The organism is Paenibacillus sp. FSL H8-0537, from assembly GCF_038051995.1.
Classification (GTDB): Bacteria; Bacillota; Bacilli; order Paenibacillales; family Paenibacillaceae; genus Pristimantibacillus.
Window position 1 is genome coordinate 6,339,633 of sequence record NZ_CP150290.1, and the last position, 17,868, is coordinate 6,357,500.

The window sequence follows — 17,868 nt, forward strand, 5'->3', positions numbered from 1 at the left end:
TTGCTATCCATCTCAAAGCCTTTAACGCAGGCCTACGTTGCCGCCTACCCCACAAGCGCCTCACCTGCTGCCCTCGAACGAAGCCTCCTTCGATTCAAAAACACAGCTGCTCGGCCTTACGGCTCGGAACAAAGCTCCCAGGTGCAATTTTCCGCCCGCCGAATTAGACAACTTGCAGCTACATTGTCCAATAGCCGCGGGTAACCCGGCCTGGATGCAATGACGGTTGTCCTCTCTGCAAATCCAGCAAAACGTACTTTTCCTGTTCATAGCTTGTTAACTGTAAACTTCCTAATAGTAGCCCTAGTATACCCAATCCACCCTTATGTGACAAGAGGCATTGTTTCCGGGCGTAACCATATGGTGAAAAAGAGTACGCCCAGCGCGAATACTCGCGCCAAGGCAAGCTCCCCGTACAGCCAGCCTAGCGGCCCAATCGCTCGTTCAGCCTGGCGATGACTTTCGCTTGACCAAGCAGCACGATGGATTGATTCAAGTCCGGGCCATGTGTCTGGCCGGTCAAAGCGGCGCGGATTGGCATAAACAGCTGTTTGCCTTTGAAGCCGGTATCTTTTTGCACCGTTTTAATGGAAGCCTTCACGCTTCCTTCATCAAATGCCTCTGCTGGCGTTGCTTCAACTTGTGCGAGGAAGGCAGCAAGCACGACCGGCACCTGCTCTTCTGCAAGAACCGTCGTCGCTTCTTCTTCATCCTGGGCAGCCTCTTGGAAGAACAGCTCCGTATGCGGCACGATTTCCGCTGCATAACGCAGCTTGTCCTGATACAAGGCAACGAGATTGCTCACCCATGCGCGGCCAGCTTCATCCAGTTGCTCAGACACGCGGCCAGCCTTAACCAAATGTGGCAGACACATCTCGACGACACGCGCCAGATCTGTTTTTTTCAAATATTCATTGTTCATCCAGCTCAGCTTCTGCGTATCGAATACGGCAGGGCTTTTGCTGAGACGCTCAGCATTGAATACTTCCACCAATTGCTCACGCGTAAAGATCTCTTGCTCGCCTTCCGGCGACCAGCCGAGCAGCGTAATAAAATTGAACATCGCCTCTGGCAAATAACCTAGCGAATCGTATTGCTCAATAAACTGGATGATCGACTCATCGCGCTTGCTGAGCTTTTTGCGGTTTTCGTTAACGATCAGCGTCATATGGCCAAAGCGAGGCGGCTCCCAGCCAAATGCTTCATAAATCATCAATTGACGCGGCGTATTGGAAATATGGTCCTCGCCCCGCAGGACGTGGCTAATTTTCATTAGGTGGTCATCCAGCGCAACGGCAAAGTTGTAGGTCGGGATGCCATCTTTTTTCACAATAACAAAATCGCCCGTCTCCGCCGTATCAAAGCTGATTTCACCTTTTACGACATCATCAAATTTATAGGTGCGGCCTTCCGGCACGCGGAAACGTATGCTTGGCACCCGGCCTTCCGCCTCGAATACTGTGCGCTGCTCATCCGTCAGATTGCGGTGCAGTCCGGAATAACGCGGTGTTTCGCCCCGAGCCGTCTGCTCCTCGCGCTCACGCTCCAGCTCCTCCTCGGTGCAGTAGCAGCGGTAAGCGAGGCCGCGATCCAGCAGGTCCTGCCAATACTTTTCATAAATATCAAGACGCTCCGTCTGACGGTATGGACCGTAGTCGCCGCCAACGTCAATGCTTTCATCCCAGTCAATGCCGAGCCATTTCAAATATGTGAGCTGGCTTTCTTCTCCGCCGGCAATATTGCGCTTCACATCCGTATCTTCGATGCGGATAATAAACTTTCCACCCAAATTGCGGGCATACAAATAATTGAATAAGGCCGTTCTTGCATTGCCAATATGCAGATGCCCCGTCGGCGATGGTGCATAACGCACGCGAATTTCTTGTGTCATTGTTTTCTTGCCCCTCCCTAGTCGCTTGCAGCCTTGCGCTTTTGTACAGCCTGATTCATAAAGAAGTAAGGTGAAAAAGAGTCTGCGCTGCGCGAAAAGAGCTTGCTTCCGATCGCCATTACCCCTGAGTTTCCTTGAATAAGACGGCTGAGCCGTTAAAACTCAGGGCTAAAAGCGAACGCTTCCGCTTCTCCAGCAACCCCTTTTCTCTCCACTACGACTTTTTCACCATACTTCTTACATCAGTGCAGTAAATCAGCTATCGCTAAGCTTTCCTTCAAAAAAACAGCTACGTTTCTAAAATATAACCCTCGCGTTACCTTAAACAAAATAATTTTGCTATATCTTTAGCAAAATTATTTTGGACATAAATGCAAACGTAGGCAAGCCACATTATAATCTTGATTGATTATAGCATCAAATATGAGCAGGAGCCTGCGTATCGAAAGTCAGCTTCATGAATAGGCTTTAGGCGGACACAGCTGCCGCTATTACAGCCGAAACACGGGTTATGGCAGAGGACGCGGACTCAGAAGACGCTAATGTGCTTCCGATCGTTATTTTGACGGGAAAATCAAGGACATAACGGATTTCCTGTCCGCCCAAGACCTCAAATCCTCTCAAAAGCCAGAATAACGGAACCTCCGTCCTCAAGGTGAAACGGCTCTCGCTGTCATTTTGCGGCGTGGCGCGTTTCATTCCGAGAAATATAGAGAAAGTATGGCGAAATCATATACTTTCCTGTATTTCAAGCGTAACGGCTGTCGCCAGCCTCTGAAGGCAAAGCTACCTATGCATGAGTATCCGGATTCTAGTTTGCATACACACCCTAGATAAACCAACAACGTGAAGAAGTCTTTTTCCCATCCCAGCGCCCAAAAATTACTGCGATTATATCACATCTTTAATCAAGCAAACAACGGATTGCGCCGCGATTCCTTCGCCGCGCCCAGTGAAGCCGAGCTGCTCCGTCGTCGTTGCCTTCACATTCACCTGGGACACATCCGCCTCCAAGGCTTCTGCGATAATTTCCGCCATCTGCGGAATATATGGCAGCATCTTGGGACGCTGTGCAATTATCGTCGAGTCAATATTGCCGAGCTTATAGCCGCGCTCCTTGACGAGTCCCCAAATATGTACAAGCAGCTTCAAGCTGTCAGCATCCTTGAACTCAGGGTCCGTATCGGGAAAATGCTTCCCAATATCGCCAAGCGCCAATGCGCCCAATATCGCATCGCTAATCGCATGCAGCAGCACGTCAGCATCGGAATGCCCTAGCAGCCCTTTTTCATATGGAATAGTTACACCGCCGATAATGCACGGCCTGCCTTCTACCAGTTGGTGAACGTCAAAGCCTTGTCCTACACGAATCATAGTCAGCCTTCCCCTCTCTCCCGCTTCGCGAGCAAAAACTCCGCCCATGGCAAATCCTCAGGCGTCGTAATTTTTATATTTGTATAATCGCCTTCCGCTACGGCAACCGGTACACCCATTCGCTCGACAACCATCGCGTCGTCCGTCCCCAGAAACCCCTCTTCTTGGGCCTGCTCATGCGCACGCACAAGCAGTTCACGACGAAAAGCCTGCGGCGTTTGAATCGCCCACAAGCTTCGGCGGTCAGGCGTCGAAACGATCAAGCCGTTATCGCCCACCTGTTTAATCGTATCCTTCACAGGCACGGCCAGCACGGCTGCACCCACACGCTCCGCCACGGAGCAGCAGGTGCCGACCGCAGCTGCCGTCACTAGCGGCCGCACGCCATCATGCACCATGACCCACTCTATAGCAGGCGAAAGCGCCTGAATGCCGCTGTAAACCGAATGCTGCCTTTCGCTGCCGCCTGCGACAACCGCCTTCACCTTGGCGATGCCATAGCGGCTGACCAGCTCTTCTACTCGCCCCACATCATCAGCGCCGACAACGACGATTATTTCTACAAGGTTATCGAGCGAAGCGAACAGCTCAAGCGTATGTACAACAATCGGCTTGCCCTGCATTTCCAGGTACTGCTTGCTTTCTTTTGTCCCCATTCGCGAACCGCGTCCTGCCGCGACGACGACAACTCCCCATTTTGCCCCCATGTCGTATTCCCCTCAAATCTCTGTGCCGGTATTGTATCCCCTCTATCATACCTTTTTTACTGTGCTTTTTCCAACAGCTTCGGCTTGGCGAAAATCATCCGTCCCGCAGACGTTTGCAGCACGCTCGTTACAAGCACTTCCATCGTCGTGCCGATGTATTCGCGTCCACCCTCCACAACGATCATCGTGCCATCATCGAGATAAGCGACACCTTGTCCATGCTCCTTGCCGTCTTTAATGACCTGCACAATAATTTCTTCACCTGGCAAAACTACGGGCTTCACGGCATTCGCCAAATCATTAATGTTCAAGACGGACACACCTTGCAGCTCGCACACCTTGTTCAGGTTAAAATCATTCGTCACCACTTTGCCATGCAGTGCCTTAGCCAGCTTCACCAGCTTGCTGTCCACCTCGCTGATTTCCTCAAAATCTCCTTCATAGATAAGCACACGCACATCAAGCTCTTTCTGGATTTTGTTCAAAATATCCAGCCCCCGGCGGCCGCGGTTGCGCTTGAGCAAGTCCGAAGAATCGGCAATATGCTGCAGCTCCTCCAGCACGAATTCGGGAATGACCAGCGTTCCCTCGATAAAGCCGGTTTTGCAAATGTCGGCGATCCGCCCATCAATAATAACGCTCGTATCCAAAATCTTATGCTCCTCGAAGCCGCTCGTCTCATCAATTGCGGGAGCCGCTTTGCGCTGGTTCCACAACTCAATGAGCTTTTCTGTCAGCTCATCCCGCTTGTTCCAGGAAATCCGCACGCCCAGATAGCCAAAGAACAGTGCCATAATGGCCGGCAGCATCACACCTATGCCTCCAATGTCCGACACCGCCGGATACAGCAGCACCGACAGCAGCAGCCCTACGAACAATCCTGCTGCACCAGCAAGCAAATCCTTGACCGGCATGGCCGAAGTCTGCTCAGCCCCACGCTGCATTAAACGAATGAGCGGATTTGCTGCCAAGGTCGCGAGAATGACCCCGCACAATGCGCCGATTCCGACATTCATGTAATAAGTGCCGGAATGCTCAAGCATCCCAATAGATGGCTCAGCCCATAATCCCGATAAACTGGTCATGCTGTGAAGCTCGCGTCCTGCCATTGCACCTAACATTATTCCAATTAATTGAATGATACGTCTTACCATATTCATCCACCTCCATTACAATTATGTTCCAATTGGGAACACTCTAACCGTCAAAGGTGAATGATTTTTCATTTTGAAATGCGGACCAAGTAAGCTTATAATGGAAACAAGATCAGAAGTTGCTAAAGTTGATGAAAGAGGTGTAACCGATGAGCGCACCAACATTGGATCAATTTCAACAGCAAGTATCCGAGTTACTGCTAAGGCATCGGAGCCTGCTGGATGTAATGTCAAAGTTTGGGCAGGCTGGAACGTCCGTCAATCGTGCGGTAACGAAAGCTGTGACCGACTGCGGCTGCATTGAGCTTGCGGCCCGCAAGCAGCACTATTCCGATGAACCGAACCTGAAGAGCGCGAAAGAAACACTGCAAAGCCACCTTTCTGGCGAGCTATGCGAGCACTGCCGCGATGTGCTTAAGGCCGATCTTGGACGCAACCTGTTCTACATGACCGCGATGTGCAATCTGCTGAATATCCAGCTGGATGAAGTCATCGCTGATGAGTATGACAAATGCTCAACGCTTGGCCTATTTAATTTAACGTAAAGCGAATGCCTGCAAGGCCATTGCTACCTCCACATAATGATGCAAGTTGCCAAGCGTAAACGGCTGTTGCTATCCTTTGGCGGCTAAGCTACCGTTTCGCGTAGAAATATAGAGAAAGTATGGCAAAATCATATACTTTCCTATATTTCAAGGTGAAATGGCTGTCGCCATCCTTTGGCGACACAGCCCATTTCAACAACAAAACAAGCTGTAAACCACGCTTACATGGTTTACAGCTTGTTTGTTGTTTCCTGTTTATTGATAAATGCTTCTGCGCTAGCTGCACACTAGGCAATCGTCTCCGATTGCACCTGCTCCTCGCTTAGCTCCGCATGCTTGTTTTTACGTCTGCGCGGTTTAATGCGCCGATCAACGTTTTTTTTTAAGCCCCACAGCGCGTATAGCAGAAGAGGGATGAAAATCAGCTTCGACAAATATTGATTGAACCAAATACCGATAACGAGCGAAAACACGACGATAATCGGCACGACCCAAATCGCGCTCTTCGGAATGCCAAACTTCTTGAAATTCGGGTAACGAACCGTGCTCACCATAAGAATGGAAAGAGCAAGCGTGCTGATTAACAGCACAATAACCGAAATATCATTTTTGAATAGAGCTAGCGTTGCCAAAACACCACCAGCTGCTGGGATCGGCAGCCCGATGAAATAACCGCTTGGCGTCTTCGTTACAACATTAAATCTAGCCAGCCGCAAAGCCCCGCAAATCGGGAATAACGCGGTAATTATCCAAGCCACTGCTGTATTTAAATCCTGAAAAGCGACTACATACATAATGAACGCCGGAGCTACTCCGAAGGAAATAACATCGGATAACGAATCGAGCTCCTTGCCAAATTCGCTCTGTGCATTAAGCGCACGTGCCACTCTGCCATCTACGCCATCAAGCAGCATTGCGATAATAACCATCATCGCTGCAATTTCAGGTTTCTCATTAAACACCATAATAATGGCGATTACGCCAAGAAACAAATTCCCCACCGTGAAAAGGCTCGGTATTGACTTTATAATCATCTGTTCCACCTCTTCTCTACTATGCCCTAAGACCAAACACAAATGTATGATGATCGGGCCGTTCACATTCCATCAATTGTATGGGATTTAGATTTGCCTGTCAATGAACATTTGATCCTGGATCCGTTTCAAACCTTCCTTGATTGCCCTCGCCCGGACTTCCCCAATTCCGTCAACATCATCCAGTTCACCGATTGTCGCCATCATAATATGCGGCAGTCTTGCGAAGCGCTCGACCAGATTATTCATAATAATGAGCGGCAAGCGCGGGATTTTGTTCAACAGACGATAGCCCCTCGGTGAAATGGATTCTTCCGCCATAGACGCGGTATGCGGATAGCCTAGAAGGCGGATAAATGGCGAAGCATCGAGCAGCTCATCCGAGCTTAGTTTTTTCATCGCCAGCCGGATTTCCCGTATTTTCTCATCTGAATTGTCTTTTGCATAATCCTTCAGCAAGTACCAAGCATCCTCATCCACACCATCGACCAGTTCTTCCAGCTGCATGGCAATGAGGCGTCCTTCCGTTCCCAGCTCGGTCACATAACGCTTAATTTCCATTTTGACGCGCAGCACCATTTCTACACGCTGCACAACATGAGCAACCTCCTGCAGGGTGACCAACTCTTCGAACTCAAGTACGGACAAATTTTTAAACGATTGGCCCAGCACCGCCTTATATTTCTCCAGCGTCTGAATCGCCTGATTCGCTTTGGTCAAAATGTTGCCCATTTCCTTGAGAGCATACCGCAAATTGCCTTGATACAGCGTAATAATATTTCGGCGCTGCGAAATGGATACGACGAGCTTGCCCGTCTGCTTGCCTACCCGCTCCGCAGTACGGTGGCGGATTCCCGTCTCAATTGACGGAATGGAGCTGTTCGGAATAAGCTGCGTGTTGGCATACAGAATCCGCCGCATATCCTCGCTCAAAATAATCGCACCATCCATCTTCGCAAGCTCATACAAATAGTTAGGCGAGAAGTCGCAATTGATGGAAAAACCTCCATCTACAACTTCCATCACCTCAGGACTGTATCCGACAACGATTAATGCCCCAGTCTTCGCCCGCAGCACGTTCTCTAAGCCGTCACGGAACGGGGTACCGGGCGCGACTAGCTGCAAAAGCTGGTTCATCGTTTCTAGCTGGCTCTGTTCCTTCATCATCTTCCCCCTATCCTAGTGCTGCCGAGAGCGCTTCCGCTACGGTGTTTACACCAATGATCTCAATAGATGCCGGCGGCTTCCAGCCCTTCAAGCTTCTCTCCGGCATAATAACGCGTTTGAAGCCCAGCTTCTCGGCTTCCTTTACCCGCTGCTCAGCACGCGAAACAGCACGCACCTCGCCTGTCAGACCAACTTCTCCGAACACAACGTCGTAAGGTCTCGTTGGCGCATCCCGAAAGCTGGAAGCGAGACATACCGCTGCTGCTAAATCAACGGCTGGCTCATCCAGCTTAATGCCGCCTGCTACATTCAAATAAGCATCCTGCGTCTGAAGAAACATGCCGTTTCGCTTCTCAAGCACAGCAATGATCAACGCCATGCGATGATGGTCAAGCCCAGCTGTCATGCGCCTCGGCGATGGGAAATTCGTCGTCGCCACCAGCGCCTGCAATTCCACCAATACAGGACGGGTTCCCTCCATGCTCGCAACAACAATAGAACCTGCTACGCCAAGCGGACGCTCAGATAAAAACAACTCAGAAGGATTCAGCACCTCACGCAAGCCTTCCTCGCCCATCTCGAAAATTCCGATCTCATTCGTTGACCCGAACCGGTTTTTCACCGCGCGCAGCAGCCTGTAAGTGTGATGACGCTCACCTTCAAAATACAGCACGCAATCGACCATATGCTCCAGCATCCGCGGCCCGGCAATGGCGCCTTCCTTCGTCACATGCCCGACCAGCACCGTTGCGATCCCTTTGATTTTGGCGACTCGCATGAAATGCGCTGTGCATTCCCGAACCTGGGATACGCTGCCCGGCGCTGATTGAACACCCGGATCATAAACCGTCTGGATGGAGTCAATAACGAGAAAATCGGGGTCCACCGATTCAATCGCCTCGTTAATATGATCCATGTTCGTTTCGCAAAGCACATACAAGGATTCCGTCAGCGCACCAAGCCGATCCGCTCTTAGCCTCGTTTGCCGCACCGATTCCTCACCCGAAATATAGAGAACCTTCAATCCCTTCGTTGCCAGTGCATGCGAGGTTTGCAGCAGCAGCGTGGATTTTCCGATACCGGGATCTCCCCCTACCAGCAAAAGGGAACCCGGCACAACGCCTCCGCCAAGTACGCGGTTGAGCTCCTTCAAGCTCGTTTCAATGCGCGGTTCCTTCCCACTCTCTATATGTATGATCGATTGTGGCTTTTCTTTCGTTTGCGCAACACGCAAACCGACTCCCTGCGTCTTGACAACGGTTTCCTTCTCTTCAATCATGGAATTCCATGACTGGCACCCGGGGCATTTGCCCATCCACTTTGGCGACTCTGTTCCACATTCATTGCATACGAATTTCGTTTTTATTTTTGCCATGTCCGGCTCCTTTTACTAAAAAACACTATCATTAAAAGTTTACCATTTAATGCGGATTGTATAAACCCCTACTTCCTTATACGCAAGAAAGTTCCCTGTCATCCATATGAGGAAGAAGGGAACTTTCTGAAAAAGACAACCTATATACGCTATCCCTTAAGCTTGAATAGCCGCTTGCCGCGCCACAATAACGCGGTGGGTTGAAAGCTGAGAACCGAGCATAATGACTTCATTTTGCTGGCTGTGGCAGCCTTCGCCTGCCTTCTTTTGACGATGTGCATGGGCCTGACGGAAGGAGTCGCTGTTGACCCAGCCTTCAAACGACGCTTTATTTTCCCATGTTGTGCCAACTCTCAGCTCATCATAGTCCACCAAGTTTTCCATAAGCAGCACTTCCATCCGGATAAAACCGGGAGAAAGCTCAATTCCCTTCGTATGCTGGAACCGCTCGGCTACGGCTTCCCCGTGCCCTTTTTTAACTTTAATGGTGTTCGTGACCACGATCATGATGTACTCCTCCTATCAAGCCTGAAGGCTTTCCAAATAAGCATAAACGCAGCGCGACTCCTCGCCACCCATCTTGGCATGAACGATGAGCGGAATACCATGCGAGCCAATGGCATCTTTCGCCGAGGGGTCGTCACTTAAAATCGCATGAACCACTTCCAGCTTGCCTAACATCGCCGCAGCAAACAAATCAAGTCTTGCTCCACGCTCCAGCAAATACAGCGCGATATCCCTGCGCCCGACATGAGCGGCTGCGCCTAGCGCATTTTCCCAATCACCATCGCCCCAGTCACAGGCAGCGTGCAGCAGTTCCGGCTCTTCATTCAGCATTTGCTTTACCTTGTCAAAATCCATATGCGCTGCTCTAACGAACTGCTTGATATATTCATTTGATAAATATGACGCCTCTTCAGCCGTTATTCTGGCCGCATGCAAACCCATACCCTATTACCGCCTTCCGTCATCTATTTACGTTCTTCGTCTTTTTATATGAAAGAGTTTATCGTTAAAGTATCGCCTACTCTTTATAAGATACACGATAATGATTCTCATTGTCAAATAAAAAAAGAATAGAATCCATCTGCCGAGCACATAAAAAAGCTTCCAGAATCCGTCATGTTCACGGGTTCTGGAAGCTTTCTTTTGTTGTGCCAAGCTGCATAAATCTAGCTCACCGGTTGTGCTGATAAGCTGTGATCAGTTGTGCAGCATCCTCACTTTTTTTATGATTTAGCTGCCGGCTCTTCGGATGCTTTCTCCAAATCAAGAGACTCCGCTTTCGTAACCGTCAAAGCGCCATCTTTCTCATCAATCGTGAATCGGTCACCTTTTTGAATGCTGCCCATGAGCAGCTCCTCGGACAACCGGTCCTCGATATGCTTCTGAATCGCACGACGCAGTGGACGCGCACCATATTGCGGATCAAAGCCTTCCTTCGCCAAAAATGCTTTCGCTGCGTCGGTCAGCAAGAAGTCAACATCTTGCTCACGCAGGCGTTTGCGCAGATCGTCGGACATCAAAGTCACGATTTCGGCGATATGCTCCTGTTCCAGCGAATGGAACACGATTGTTTCGTCAATCCGATTCAGGAACTCAGGGCGGAAGCTCTTTTTAAGCTCAGCCATTACTTTATCCTTCATTTGGATGAAGTCACGACCAGCGTCGTGAACCGCAGTGAAGCCCAGCGAAGAATTCCGTTTAATTTGATCCGCGCCCACGTTCGACGTCATAATGATCAGCGTATTGCGGAAATCGACTACACGGCCTTTAGAATCAGTCAGGCGACCGTCTTCCAACACCTGCAGCAAAATGTTGAAAACTTCTGGGTGAGCTTTCTCAATCTCATCGAGCAATACAACCGAATAAGGCTTACGGCGTACTTTCTCGGTCAATTGACCGCCTTCCTCATAACCAACATATCCCGGAGGTGCCCCAACGAGACGGGAAGTCGAATGCTTCTCCATATATTCCGACATATCGATGCGGATAATCGCATTTTCATCGCCGAACATCGCTTCTGCAAGCGCACGAGCAAGCTCAGTTTTACCTACACCCGTTGGACCGAGGAAAATGAATGAACCCATCGGGCGCTTCGGATCCTTCAGGCCAGCACGAGCACGGCGCATAGCGCGCGATACCGCTTTGACTGCTTCTTCCTGGCCGATGACACGACCGTGAAGAATCGATTCCATTTTCAGCAGACGCTCGGTTTCCTCCTCTGCCAGCTTGCTTACCGGAATGCCGGTCCAGCTCGCTACTACCTGTGCAATATCCTCAGGTGTCACTTCGGAATCCGTACGTCCTTGTTTTTCTTTCCATTGGTTTTTCGTAATATCCAGCTCTTCGCGCATCTTCTGCTCGGTATCGCGAAGCGCAGCTGCTTTCTCAAACTCCTGGCTTTGAACAGCGGAGTCTTTCTCCTTGCGGATATCCTCCAGACGGTTTTCCAGCTGCTTAAGGTTTGGCGGAATCGTATACGAGTTGAGGCGAACTTTCGAGCCCGCTTCATCAATCAGGTCGATCGCCTTATCCGGTAGGAAACGATCCGTAATGTAGCGGTCGGACAGCTTAACCGCTTGAACAATTGCTTCATCGGTAATTTTCACCCGGTGATGGGCTTCATAACGATCGCGCAGGCCGTACAAAATTTGTACCGCTTCTTCTGGCGAAGGCTGATCTACCGTAATCGGTTGGAAACGGCGCTCCAGCGCAGCATCCTTCTCGATGTACTTGCGGTATTCATCCAGCGTAGTCGCACCGATACATTGCAGCTCGCCACGTGCTAGCGCCGGCTTTAAAATATTCGAAGCATCAATCGCGCCTTCAGCTCCGCCTGCTCCGATCAGCGTATGAAGCTCATCGATGAACAGGATGATATTGCCGGCTTGGCGGATTTCATCCATAATTTTTTTCAGACGGTCCTCAAACTCGCCGCGGTACTTCGTACCAGCAACAACAGAACCCATATCAAGTGTCATTACGCGTTTATCGCGCAGCGTTTCCGGAATTTCGTTTGCAATAATTTTTTGCGCCAGTCCTTCGGCAATCGCCGTTTTACCAACGCCGGGTTCCCCGATGAGAACAGGATTGTTTTTCGTCCGGCGGCTAAGCACTTGAATTACGCGCTCGATTTCCTTACTGCGGCCAATAACCGGATCGAGATTGCCTTCTTTAGCGAAGGAGGTCAAATCGCGGGCAAGTCCGTCCAGCGTTGGCGTGCTCACATTAGATGGAGCGCCATGGTTGCTGGAGATTGCTTCGCTGCTGCCAAGCAATTGCAGCACTTGCTGGCGAGCTTTATTCAGGCTGATGCCGAGATTGTTCAGCACGCGAGCTGCAACACCTTCGCCTTCACGAATGAGTCCGAGCAAAATATGCTCCGTGCCCACATACGTATGGCCCAGCTTTCTCGCTTCATCCATAGAGAGCTCAATGACCTTTTTCGCACGTGGCGTATAGGCAATGTTAGTAGGCTGCTCCTGGCCTCTTCCGATCAAAGCTTCAACCTCATCCTGAATTTTCTCTAGGCCCAGGCCAAGTCCAATCAGCGCTTTCGCGGCGATGCCTTCCCCTTCACGAATCAGTCCAAGTAAAATATGCTCTGTACCAATATTGTTATGTCCAAGACGAACCGCTTCCTCCTGCGCCAATGCAAGCACCTTCTGTGCCCGTTCCGTGAATCTTCCGAACATCATCGTTACGCACCCCCATGTTCCATTTGACTTCGCAACTGCTTGCGAATAAGTTCTGCCCGGCGATAATCCCGCTGCTCCGCATTCATCGTTTCCTTAAATACTTGCTGCAAGAAGCCAGGCTGCGTCATAATCATTAATTCATTCATGACTTGAGGCGATATATTATCCAGCAATCCCAGATCAACGCCCAACCTTACATCTGAAAGCCGCTGTGCCGCTTCCTTCGTATCCATAATAGCCGCATAGGATAAAATCCCATAGGACCGCTTTACTCTATCTTCAATGCGCAGCTTAGACTCAGCAAGAAGCCGTATTCGAGCTGCTTTCTCATGCTCAATAATTTGTCTGGCTACGCTGTACAAGTTGTCAATAATTTCGGACTCTGATTGACCGAGTGTAATTTGGTTCGAGATTTGAAACACATTGCCAAGCGCTTCACTGCCTTCGCCATACAATCCGCGAACCGCGAGTCCGACCTGCGTGACTGCCTGCAAAATTCGATTGATTTGCGATGATAGCACGAGAGCCGGCAAATGTACCATAATGGATACGCGAATGCCTGTTCCAACGTTGGTCGGGCAAGTCGTTAAATAACCGCGTTTCTCATCAAAAGCATATTCGGTCTCCGCTTCAAAAATATCATCGATCCGATTCGCCAGCGTCCAAGCTTCCTGAATTTGAAAACCCGGATATAGGCATTGAATTCGCAGATGGTCTTCTTCATTAATCATAATGCTCACCGATTCATTATCGCTGAGGATGAAGGCTCCGCCTCGAGATTCATTAGCCAGATTAGGGCTAATCAAATGCTTTTCGACTAATACACGCTTCTCCAGCTCCGTAAGATCAGCTAACACGATGGTATCAAACTGGCCGATAGGCTCGAGCTTTCCAGATGCCCCTATAGCAGCCAGCTGCTCCATAACCTCAAGCGACTGCTCCTTCGTAGCGAGCAACGGAAACGGATGATGGTTCAAATTTCTGGCGATACGTATACGGCTGCTGATCACGATATCTGACTCTGGACCATCCCCCTTCATCCAATCGCTTAACGCTTGCTCTGAAAAACGACGACTCTCCAAGAGGTATCCTCCTTACTTCACGACTTACAGCTCTGCTATTTTACGCTCAAGCTCACGAATACGATCCCTAATTTGAGCCGCACTTTCAAATTCTTCTTGCTCAATACGATCATACAACTCGCGTCTGAGCTGATCAAGTTCTCGTTTATTTTGCAATTGCCCTCCGGAGCGTTTCGGAATTTTTCCCGTATGCACCGTACTACCATGTACCCTTTTAAGGAGCGGATCTAACTTATCTGAAAAATGCTTGTAGCAGGCGCTGCAGCCAAAGCGTCCGATCTTGCTGAACTGCGCATAAGTAAATCCGCATTCGTCACAGCGTATGACTGGGCAAGGCTTCGTCCCTGCTGAACCCGATGTTCCAGATGGATCAAAATCAAGCAGACCCGACAGCAAGCTGTGGATAGAGAAGCCATTCGCCGTTCCTGGAATACCTTCTCCCCGTTCACGTGCACAAGCTTCACAAATGTGAAACTCCGTCTTCTCTCCACCGACAATCTTCGTAAAATGAAGCGTTGCCGGCTTCTTGCCGCATTCCTGACAAATCAAGACGTATCACCCCTTTCCATGCGCGATACGCACGGTAAAGTTACTTAACCAGAAGCGATATAAGCATCGCTCTCAGCAAACGGGCCCTTAGCTCATCACGCAGCGGCAGCTTGACGGCAATGGTTTCCCGATCAATTGCTGCACGCAGCAGCTGCGCCTCGCGTTTCGTGACCATCAGCGCTTCTTCAAGCTGATAAATCAGACCTTCCGCGACGCTCTGCTCCACGCAATCTCCAATCGTCTGCCGAATATGAAACTGAATCGTCTGCAAAGCTGGCAGCTCTACCCGTTGAATCCGGACATAACCACCGCCTCCACGCTTCGATTCGACCATGTAACCCTTCTCCAGCGTAAAACGCGTACTAATCACGTAATTAATCTGGGAAGGGACGCACGAAAATTTCTCAGCCAGCTCATTGCGCTGTATTTCCACCGAGCTTTCCGTACTTTCCTGCAGCATATTTTTTAAATACTGTTCAATGAGATCGGAAATGTTTCGCATATCACCAACCTCCCTGGTACTGCATGGAGCACAAGCTTACGCTTATTCATATGCAGCTCCAACTGACTTTGACTTTCTTTGACTTTAACTTTATTATACGCAAAATTTAAGAAAGGTCAAGAGATGGAATCTTAATTTTCTGACTATTCATCCACAAGCTATTATGCACAAGGCTACTACCTAGCATGATGCGAAAAAGCACTAATTATACCCGACCAGCCTAGATCAATCCTATTTATAAACAGGCTGTGCATAAAAAGTGAACGAATGTGCATAACTCGTGTTTACATTATGTTCATATAACGCCGATCAAACTTACCCACATGTGAACAACCGCGCTAACACGGACTTATACACGCCACAAAAAAAATACTATGCACCTCATCCACGGCTGTAGATAAGTTGTGCACAGCATTTTCACTATATGATTGTCTAACTCATTTACAAGACAACAAAAAACCTGCCGCAATGATTGCGACAGGCTTCTCGTGCTTGGCGACGTCCTACTCTCCCAGGACCCTGCGGTCCAAGTACCATCGGCGCTGGAGGGCTTAACGGTCGTGTTCGGGATGGGAACGCGTGGTTCCCCTCCGCCATCGCCACCAAACGGATTGCGTACGGGTATTGCTACCCTCAAAACTGGATGCGAAAGACAATGTCTGAAACTTTAGCGTGTTGTTAGGATAAGCCCTCGACCGATTAGTATTCGTCAGCTGCACGCATTGCTGCGCTTCCACCCCGAACCTATCAACCTCGTCGTCTTCAAGGGGTCTTACTAAATTGGGAAATCTCATCTTGAGGGGGGCTTCGCGCTTAGATGCTTTCAGCGCTTATCCCGTCCGTACTTGGCTACCCAGCGGTGCTCCTGGCGGAACAACTGGTACACCAGCGGTACGTCCATCCCGGTCCTCTCGTACTAAGGACAGCTCCTCTCAAATTTCCTGCGCCCGCGACAGATAGGGACCGAACTGTCTCACGACGTTCTGAACCCAGCTCGCGTACCGCTTTAATGGGCGAACAGCCCAACCCTTGGGACCTACTTCAGCCCCAGGATGCGATGAGCCGACATCGAGGTGCCAAACCTCCCCGTCGATGTGGACTCTTGGGGGAGATAAGCCTGTTATCCCCAGGGTAGCTTTTATCCGTTGAGCGATGGCCCTTCCATTCGGTACCACCGGATCACTAAGCCCGACTTTCGTCCCTGCTCGACTTGTAGGTCTCGCAGTCAAGCTCCCTTATGCCTTTGCACTCTCCGAATGATTTCCAACCATTCTGAGGGAACCTTTGGGCGCCTCCGTTACATTTTAGGAGGCGACCGCCCCAGTCAAACTGTCCACCTGACACGGTCCCCGAACCAGTTTCATGGTCCTAGGTTAGAACTCCGATACGATCAGGGTGGTATCCCAACGTCGCCTTCACACAAGCTGGCGCTCATGCTTCAATGGCTCCCACCTATCCTGTACAGATCGTACCAAAGTTCAATATCAAGTTACAGTAAAGCTCCATGGGGTCTTTCCGTCTTGTCGCGGGTAACCTGCATCTTCACAGGTATTAAAATTTCACCGGATCTCTCGTTGAGACAGCGCCCAAGTCGTTACGCCATTCGTGCGGGTCAGAATTTACCTGACAAGGAATTTCGCTACCTTAGGACCGTTATAGTTACGGCCGCCGTTTACTGGGGCTTCGGTTCACAGCTTCGGATTGCTCCTAACCGCTCCCCTTAACCTTCCAGCACCGGGCAGGCGTCAGCCCGTATACTTCGCCTTACGGCTTCGCACAGACCTGTGTTTTTGCTAAACAGTCGCTTGGGCCTTTTCACTGCGACCCCCTCGGGCTATTCACCCTACCGAGGTACCCCTTCTCCCGAAGTTACGGGGTCATTTTGCCGAGTTCCTTAACGAGAGTTCTTCCGCGCGCCTTAGCATGCTCTGCTCGCCTACCTGTGTCGGTTTGCGGTACGGGCACCTTCACCTGGCTAGAGACTTTTCTCGGCAGCCGGAGTGCATGACCTTCGCTACTATAATTTTCGCTCCCCATCACAGCCCAGCCTTCACGATGAGCGGATTTGCCTACTCATCAGCCTCACTGCTTGGACGGACTATTCCATCAGTCCGCGTCACTGCCCTTCTGCGTCATCCCATTGCTCATAACGGTTTACGGTGGTACAGGAATTTGAACCTGTTGTCCTTCCACTACGCCTTTCGGCCTCGCGTTAGGTCCCGACTTACCCTGAGTGGACGAGCCTTCCTCAGGAACCCTTAGGCTTTCGGCGGACAAGATTCTCACTTGTCTTTTCGTTACTCATACCGGCATTCTCACTTGAATACAGTCCAGCACTCCTTACGGTATACCTTCAACCTATATTCAACGCTCCCCTACCCAAGTACCATACGGTACATGTCATAGCTTCGGTGGTGTGTTTAGCCCCGTTACATTTTCGGCGCAGAGTCACTCGACCAGTGAGCTATTACGCACTCTTTAAATGGTGGCTGCTTCTAAGCCAACATCCTGGTTGTCTTTGCAACTCCACATCCTTTCCCACTTAACACACACTTGGGGACCTTAGCTGATGATCTGGGCTGTTTCCCTCTTGACAATGGATCTTAGCACTCACTGTCTGACTCCCGAGAAGCACGTCTATGGCATTCGGAGTTTGACTAGACTTGGTAACCCTTGGCGGGCCCCGCACCCAATCAGTGCTCTACCTCCACGACGTTCATACCTCGAGGCTAGCCCTAAAGCTATTTCGGGGAGAACCAGCTATCTCCGAGTTCGATTGGAATTTCT

The 17,868-nt window shown here is 50.2% G+C and carries 14 protein-coding genes and 2 rRNA genes (1 of these 16 cut by a window edge); 1 reads left to right on the plus strand and 15 read right to left on the minus strand.

Features of this window, described 5'->3' with window-relative positions:
- Positions 1–424: 424 nt before the first annotated feature.
- The 4 genes from gltX to MHB80_RS26915 form a co-directional block, all read right to left on the minus strand.
- A complete protein-coding gene (gene gltX / locus MHB80_RS26900) occupies positions 425–1,891 on the minus strand; it encodes a glutamate--tRNA ligase (RefSeq protein ID WP_341279799.1) in 1,467 nt (488 codons plus the stop codon).
- A gap of 891 nt (positions 1,892–2,782) precedes the next feature.
- Positions 2,783–3,265: a 2-C-methyl-D-erythritol 2,4-cyclodiphosphate synthase gene (gene ispF, locus MHB80_RS26905; RefSeq protein ID WP_341279800.1), complete on the minus strand. Its 483-nt coding sequence runs from the start codon at positions 3,263–3,265 to the stop codon at positions 2,783–2,785.
- Positions 3,266–3,267: 2 nt separating this feature from the next.
- Entirely contained in the window at positions 3,268–3,972 is a 705-nt protein-coding gene (gene ispD / locus MHB80_RS26910; protein ID WP_341279801.1) for a 2-C-methyl-D-erythritol 4-phosphate cytidylyltransferase, read from the minus strand.
- Positions 3,973–4,028: 56 nt separating this feature from the next.
- Positions 4,029–5,126 carry a PIN/TRAM domain-containing protein gene (locus MHB80_RS26915; protein ID WP_341279802.1) on the minus strand — a complete coding sequence of 366 codons (1,098 nt, stop codon included), beginning with the start codon at positions 5,124–5,126 and terminating at the stop codon, positions 4,029–4,031.
- A 149-nt stretch (positions 5,127–5,275) separates the two neighbouring features.
- Here MHB80_RS26915 and MHB80_RS26920 point away from each other — a divergent pair, with 149 nt between their 5' ends.
- Entirely contained in the window at positions 5,276–5,671 is a 396-nt protein-coding gene (locus tag MHB80_RS26920) for a DUF1573 domain-containing protein (protein ID WP_341279803.1), read from the plus strand.
- A gap of 287 nt (positions 5,672–5,958) precedes the next feature.
- Here MHB80_RS26920 and pssA read toward each other — a convergent pair whose 3' ends face one another.
- The 11 genes from pssA to MHB80_RS26975 form a co-directional block, all read right to left on the minus strand.
- Entirely contained in the window at positions 5,959–6,705 is a 747-nt protein-coding gene (gene pssA / locus MHB80_RS26925) for a CDP-diacylglycerol--serine O-phosphatidyltransferase (protein ID WP_341279804.1), read from the minus strand.
- A gap of 87 nt (positions 6,706–6,792) precedes the next feature.
- The gene (gene disA / locus MHB80_RS26930; protein ID WP_341283089.1) at positions 6,793–7,869 is read right to left on the minus strand and encodes a DNA integrity scanning diadenylate cyclase DisA; all 1,077 of its coding nucleotides are present in this window, start codon (positions 7,867–7,869) and stop codon (positions 6,793–6,795) included.
- Positions 7,870–7,879: 10 nt separating this feature from the next.
- Positions 7,880–9,247: a DNA repair protein RadA gene (gene radA, locus MHB80_RS26935; protein ID WP_341279805.1), complete on the minus strand. Its 1,368-nt coding sequence runs from the start codon at positions 9,245–9,247 to the stop codon at positions 7,880–7,882.
- A gap of 156 nt (positions 9,248–9,403) precedes the next feature.
- Positions 9,404–9,754, minus strand: coding sequence for an antibiotic biosynthesis monooxygenase (locus MHB80_RS26940; RefSeq protein WP_341279806.1), 351 nt, complete (start codon positions 9,752–9,754; stop codon positions 9,404–9,406).
- Between the two features lie 15 nt (positions 9,755–9,769).
- Complete coding sequence (locus MHB80_RS26945) at positions 9,770–10,195, minus strand: ankyrin repeat domain-containing protein (protein ID WP_341279807.1); 426 nt, start codon at positions 10,193–10,195, stop codon at positions 9,770–9,772.
- 281 nt (positions 10,196–10,476) lie between these two features.
- The gene (gene clpC / locus MHB80_RS26950; RefSeq protein ID WP_341279808.1) at positions 10,477–12,948 is read right to left on the minus strand and encodes an ATP-dependent protease ATP-binding subunit ClpC; all 2,472 of its coding nucleotides are present in this window, start codon (positions 12,946–12,948) and stop codon (positions 10,477–10,479) included.
- A gap of 2 nt (positions 12,949–12,950) precedes the next feature.
- Positions 12,951–14,030 carry a protein arginine kinase gene (locus tag MHB80_RS26955; RefSeq protein WP_341279809.1) on the minus strand — a complete coding sequence of 360 codons (1,080 nt, stop codon included), beginning with the start codon at positions 14,028–14,030 and terminating at the stop codon, positions 12,951–12,953.
- A 24-nt stretch (positions 14,031–14,054) separates the two neighbouring features.
- Positions 14,055–14,579, minus strand: a complete 525-nt coding sequence (locus MHB80_RS26960) for a UvrB/UvrC motif-containing protein (protein ID WP_046234191.1) — start codon at positions 14,577–14,579, stop codon at positions 14,055–14,057.
- Between the two features lie 40 nt (positions 14,580–14,619).
- A complete protein-coding gene (locus tag MHB80_RS26965; RefSeq protein WP_341279810.1) occupies positions 14,620–15,081 on the minus strand; it encodes a CtsR family transcriptional regulator in 462 nt (153 codons plus the stop codon).
- Between the two features lie 490 nt (positions 15,082–15,571).
- Positions 15,572–15,688: ribosomal RNA gene (rrf, locus tag MHB80_RS26970) — 5S ribosomal RNA — on the minus strand.
- Positions 15,689–15,760: 72 nt separating this feature from the next.
- A 23S ribosomal RNA gene (locus tag MHB80_RS26975) occupies positions 15,761–17,868 on the minus strand; it runs 827 nt beyond the window's last position.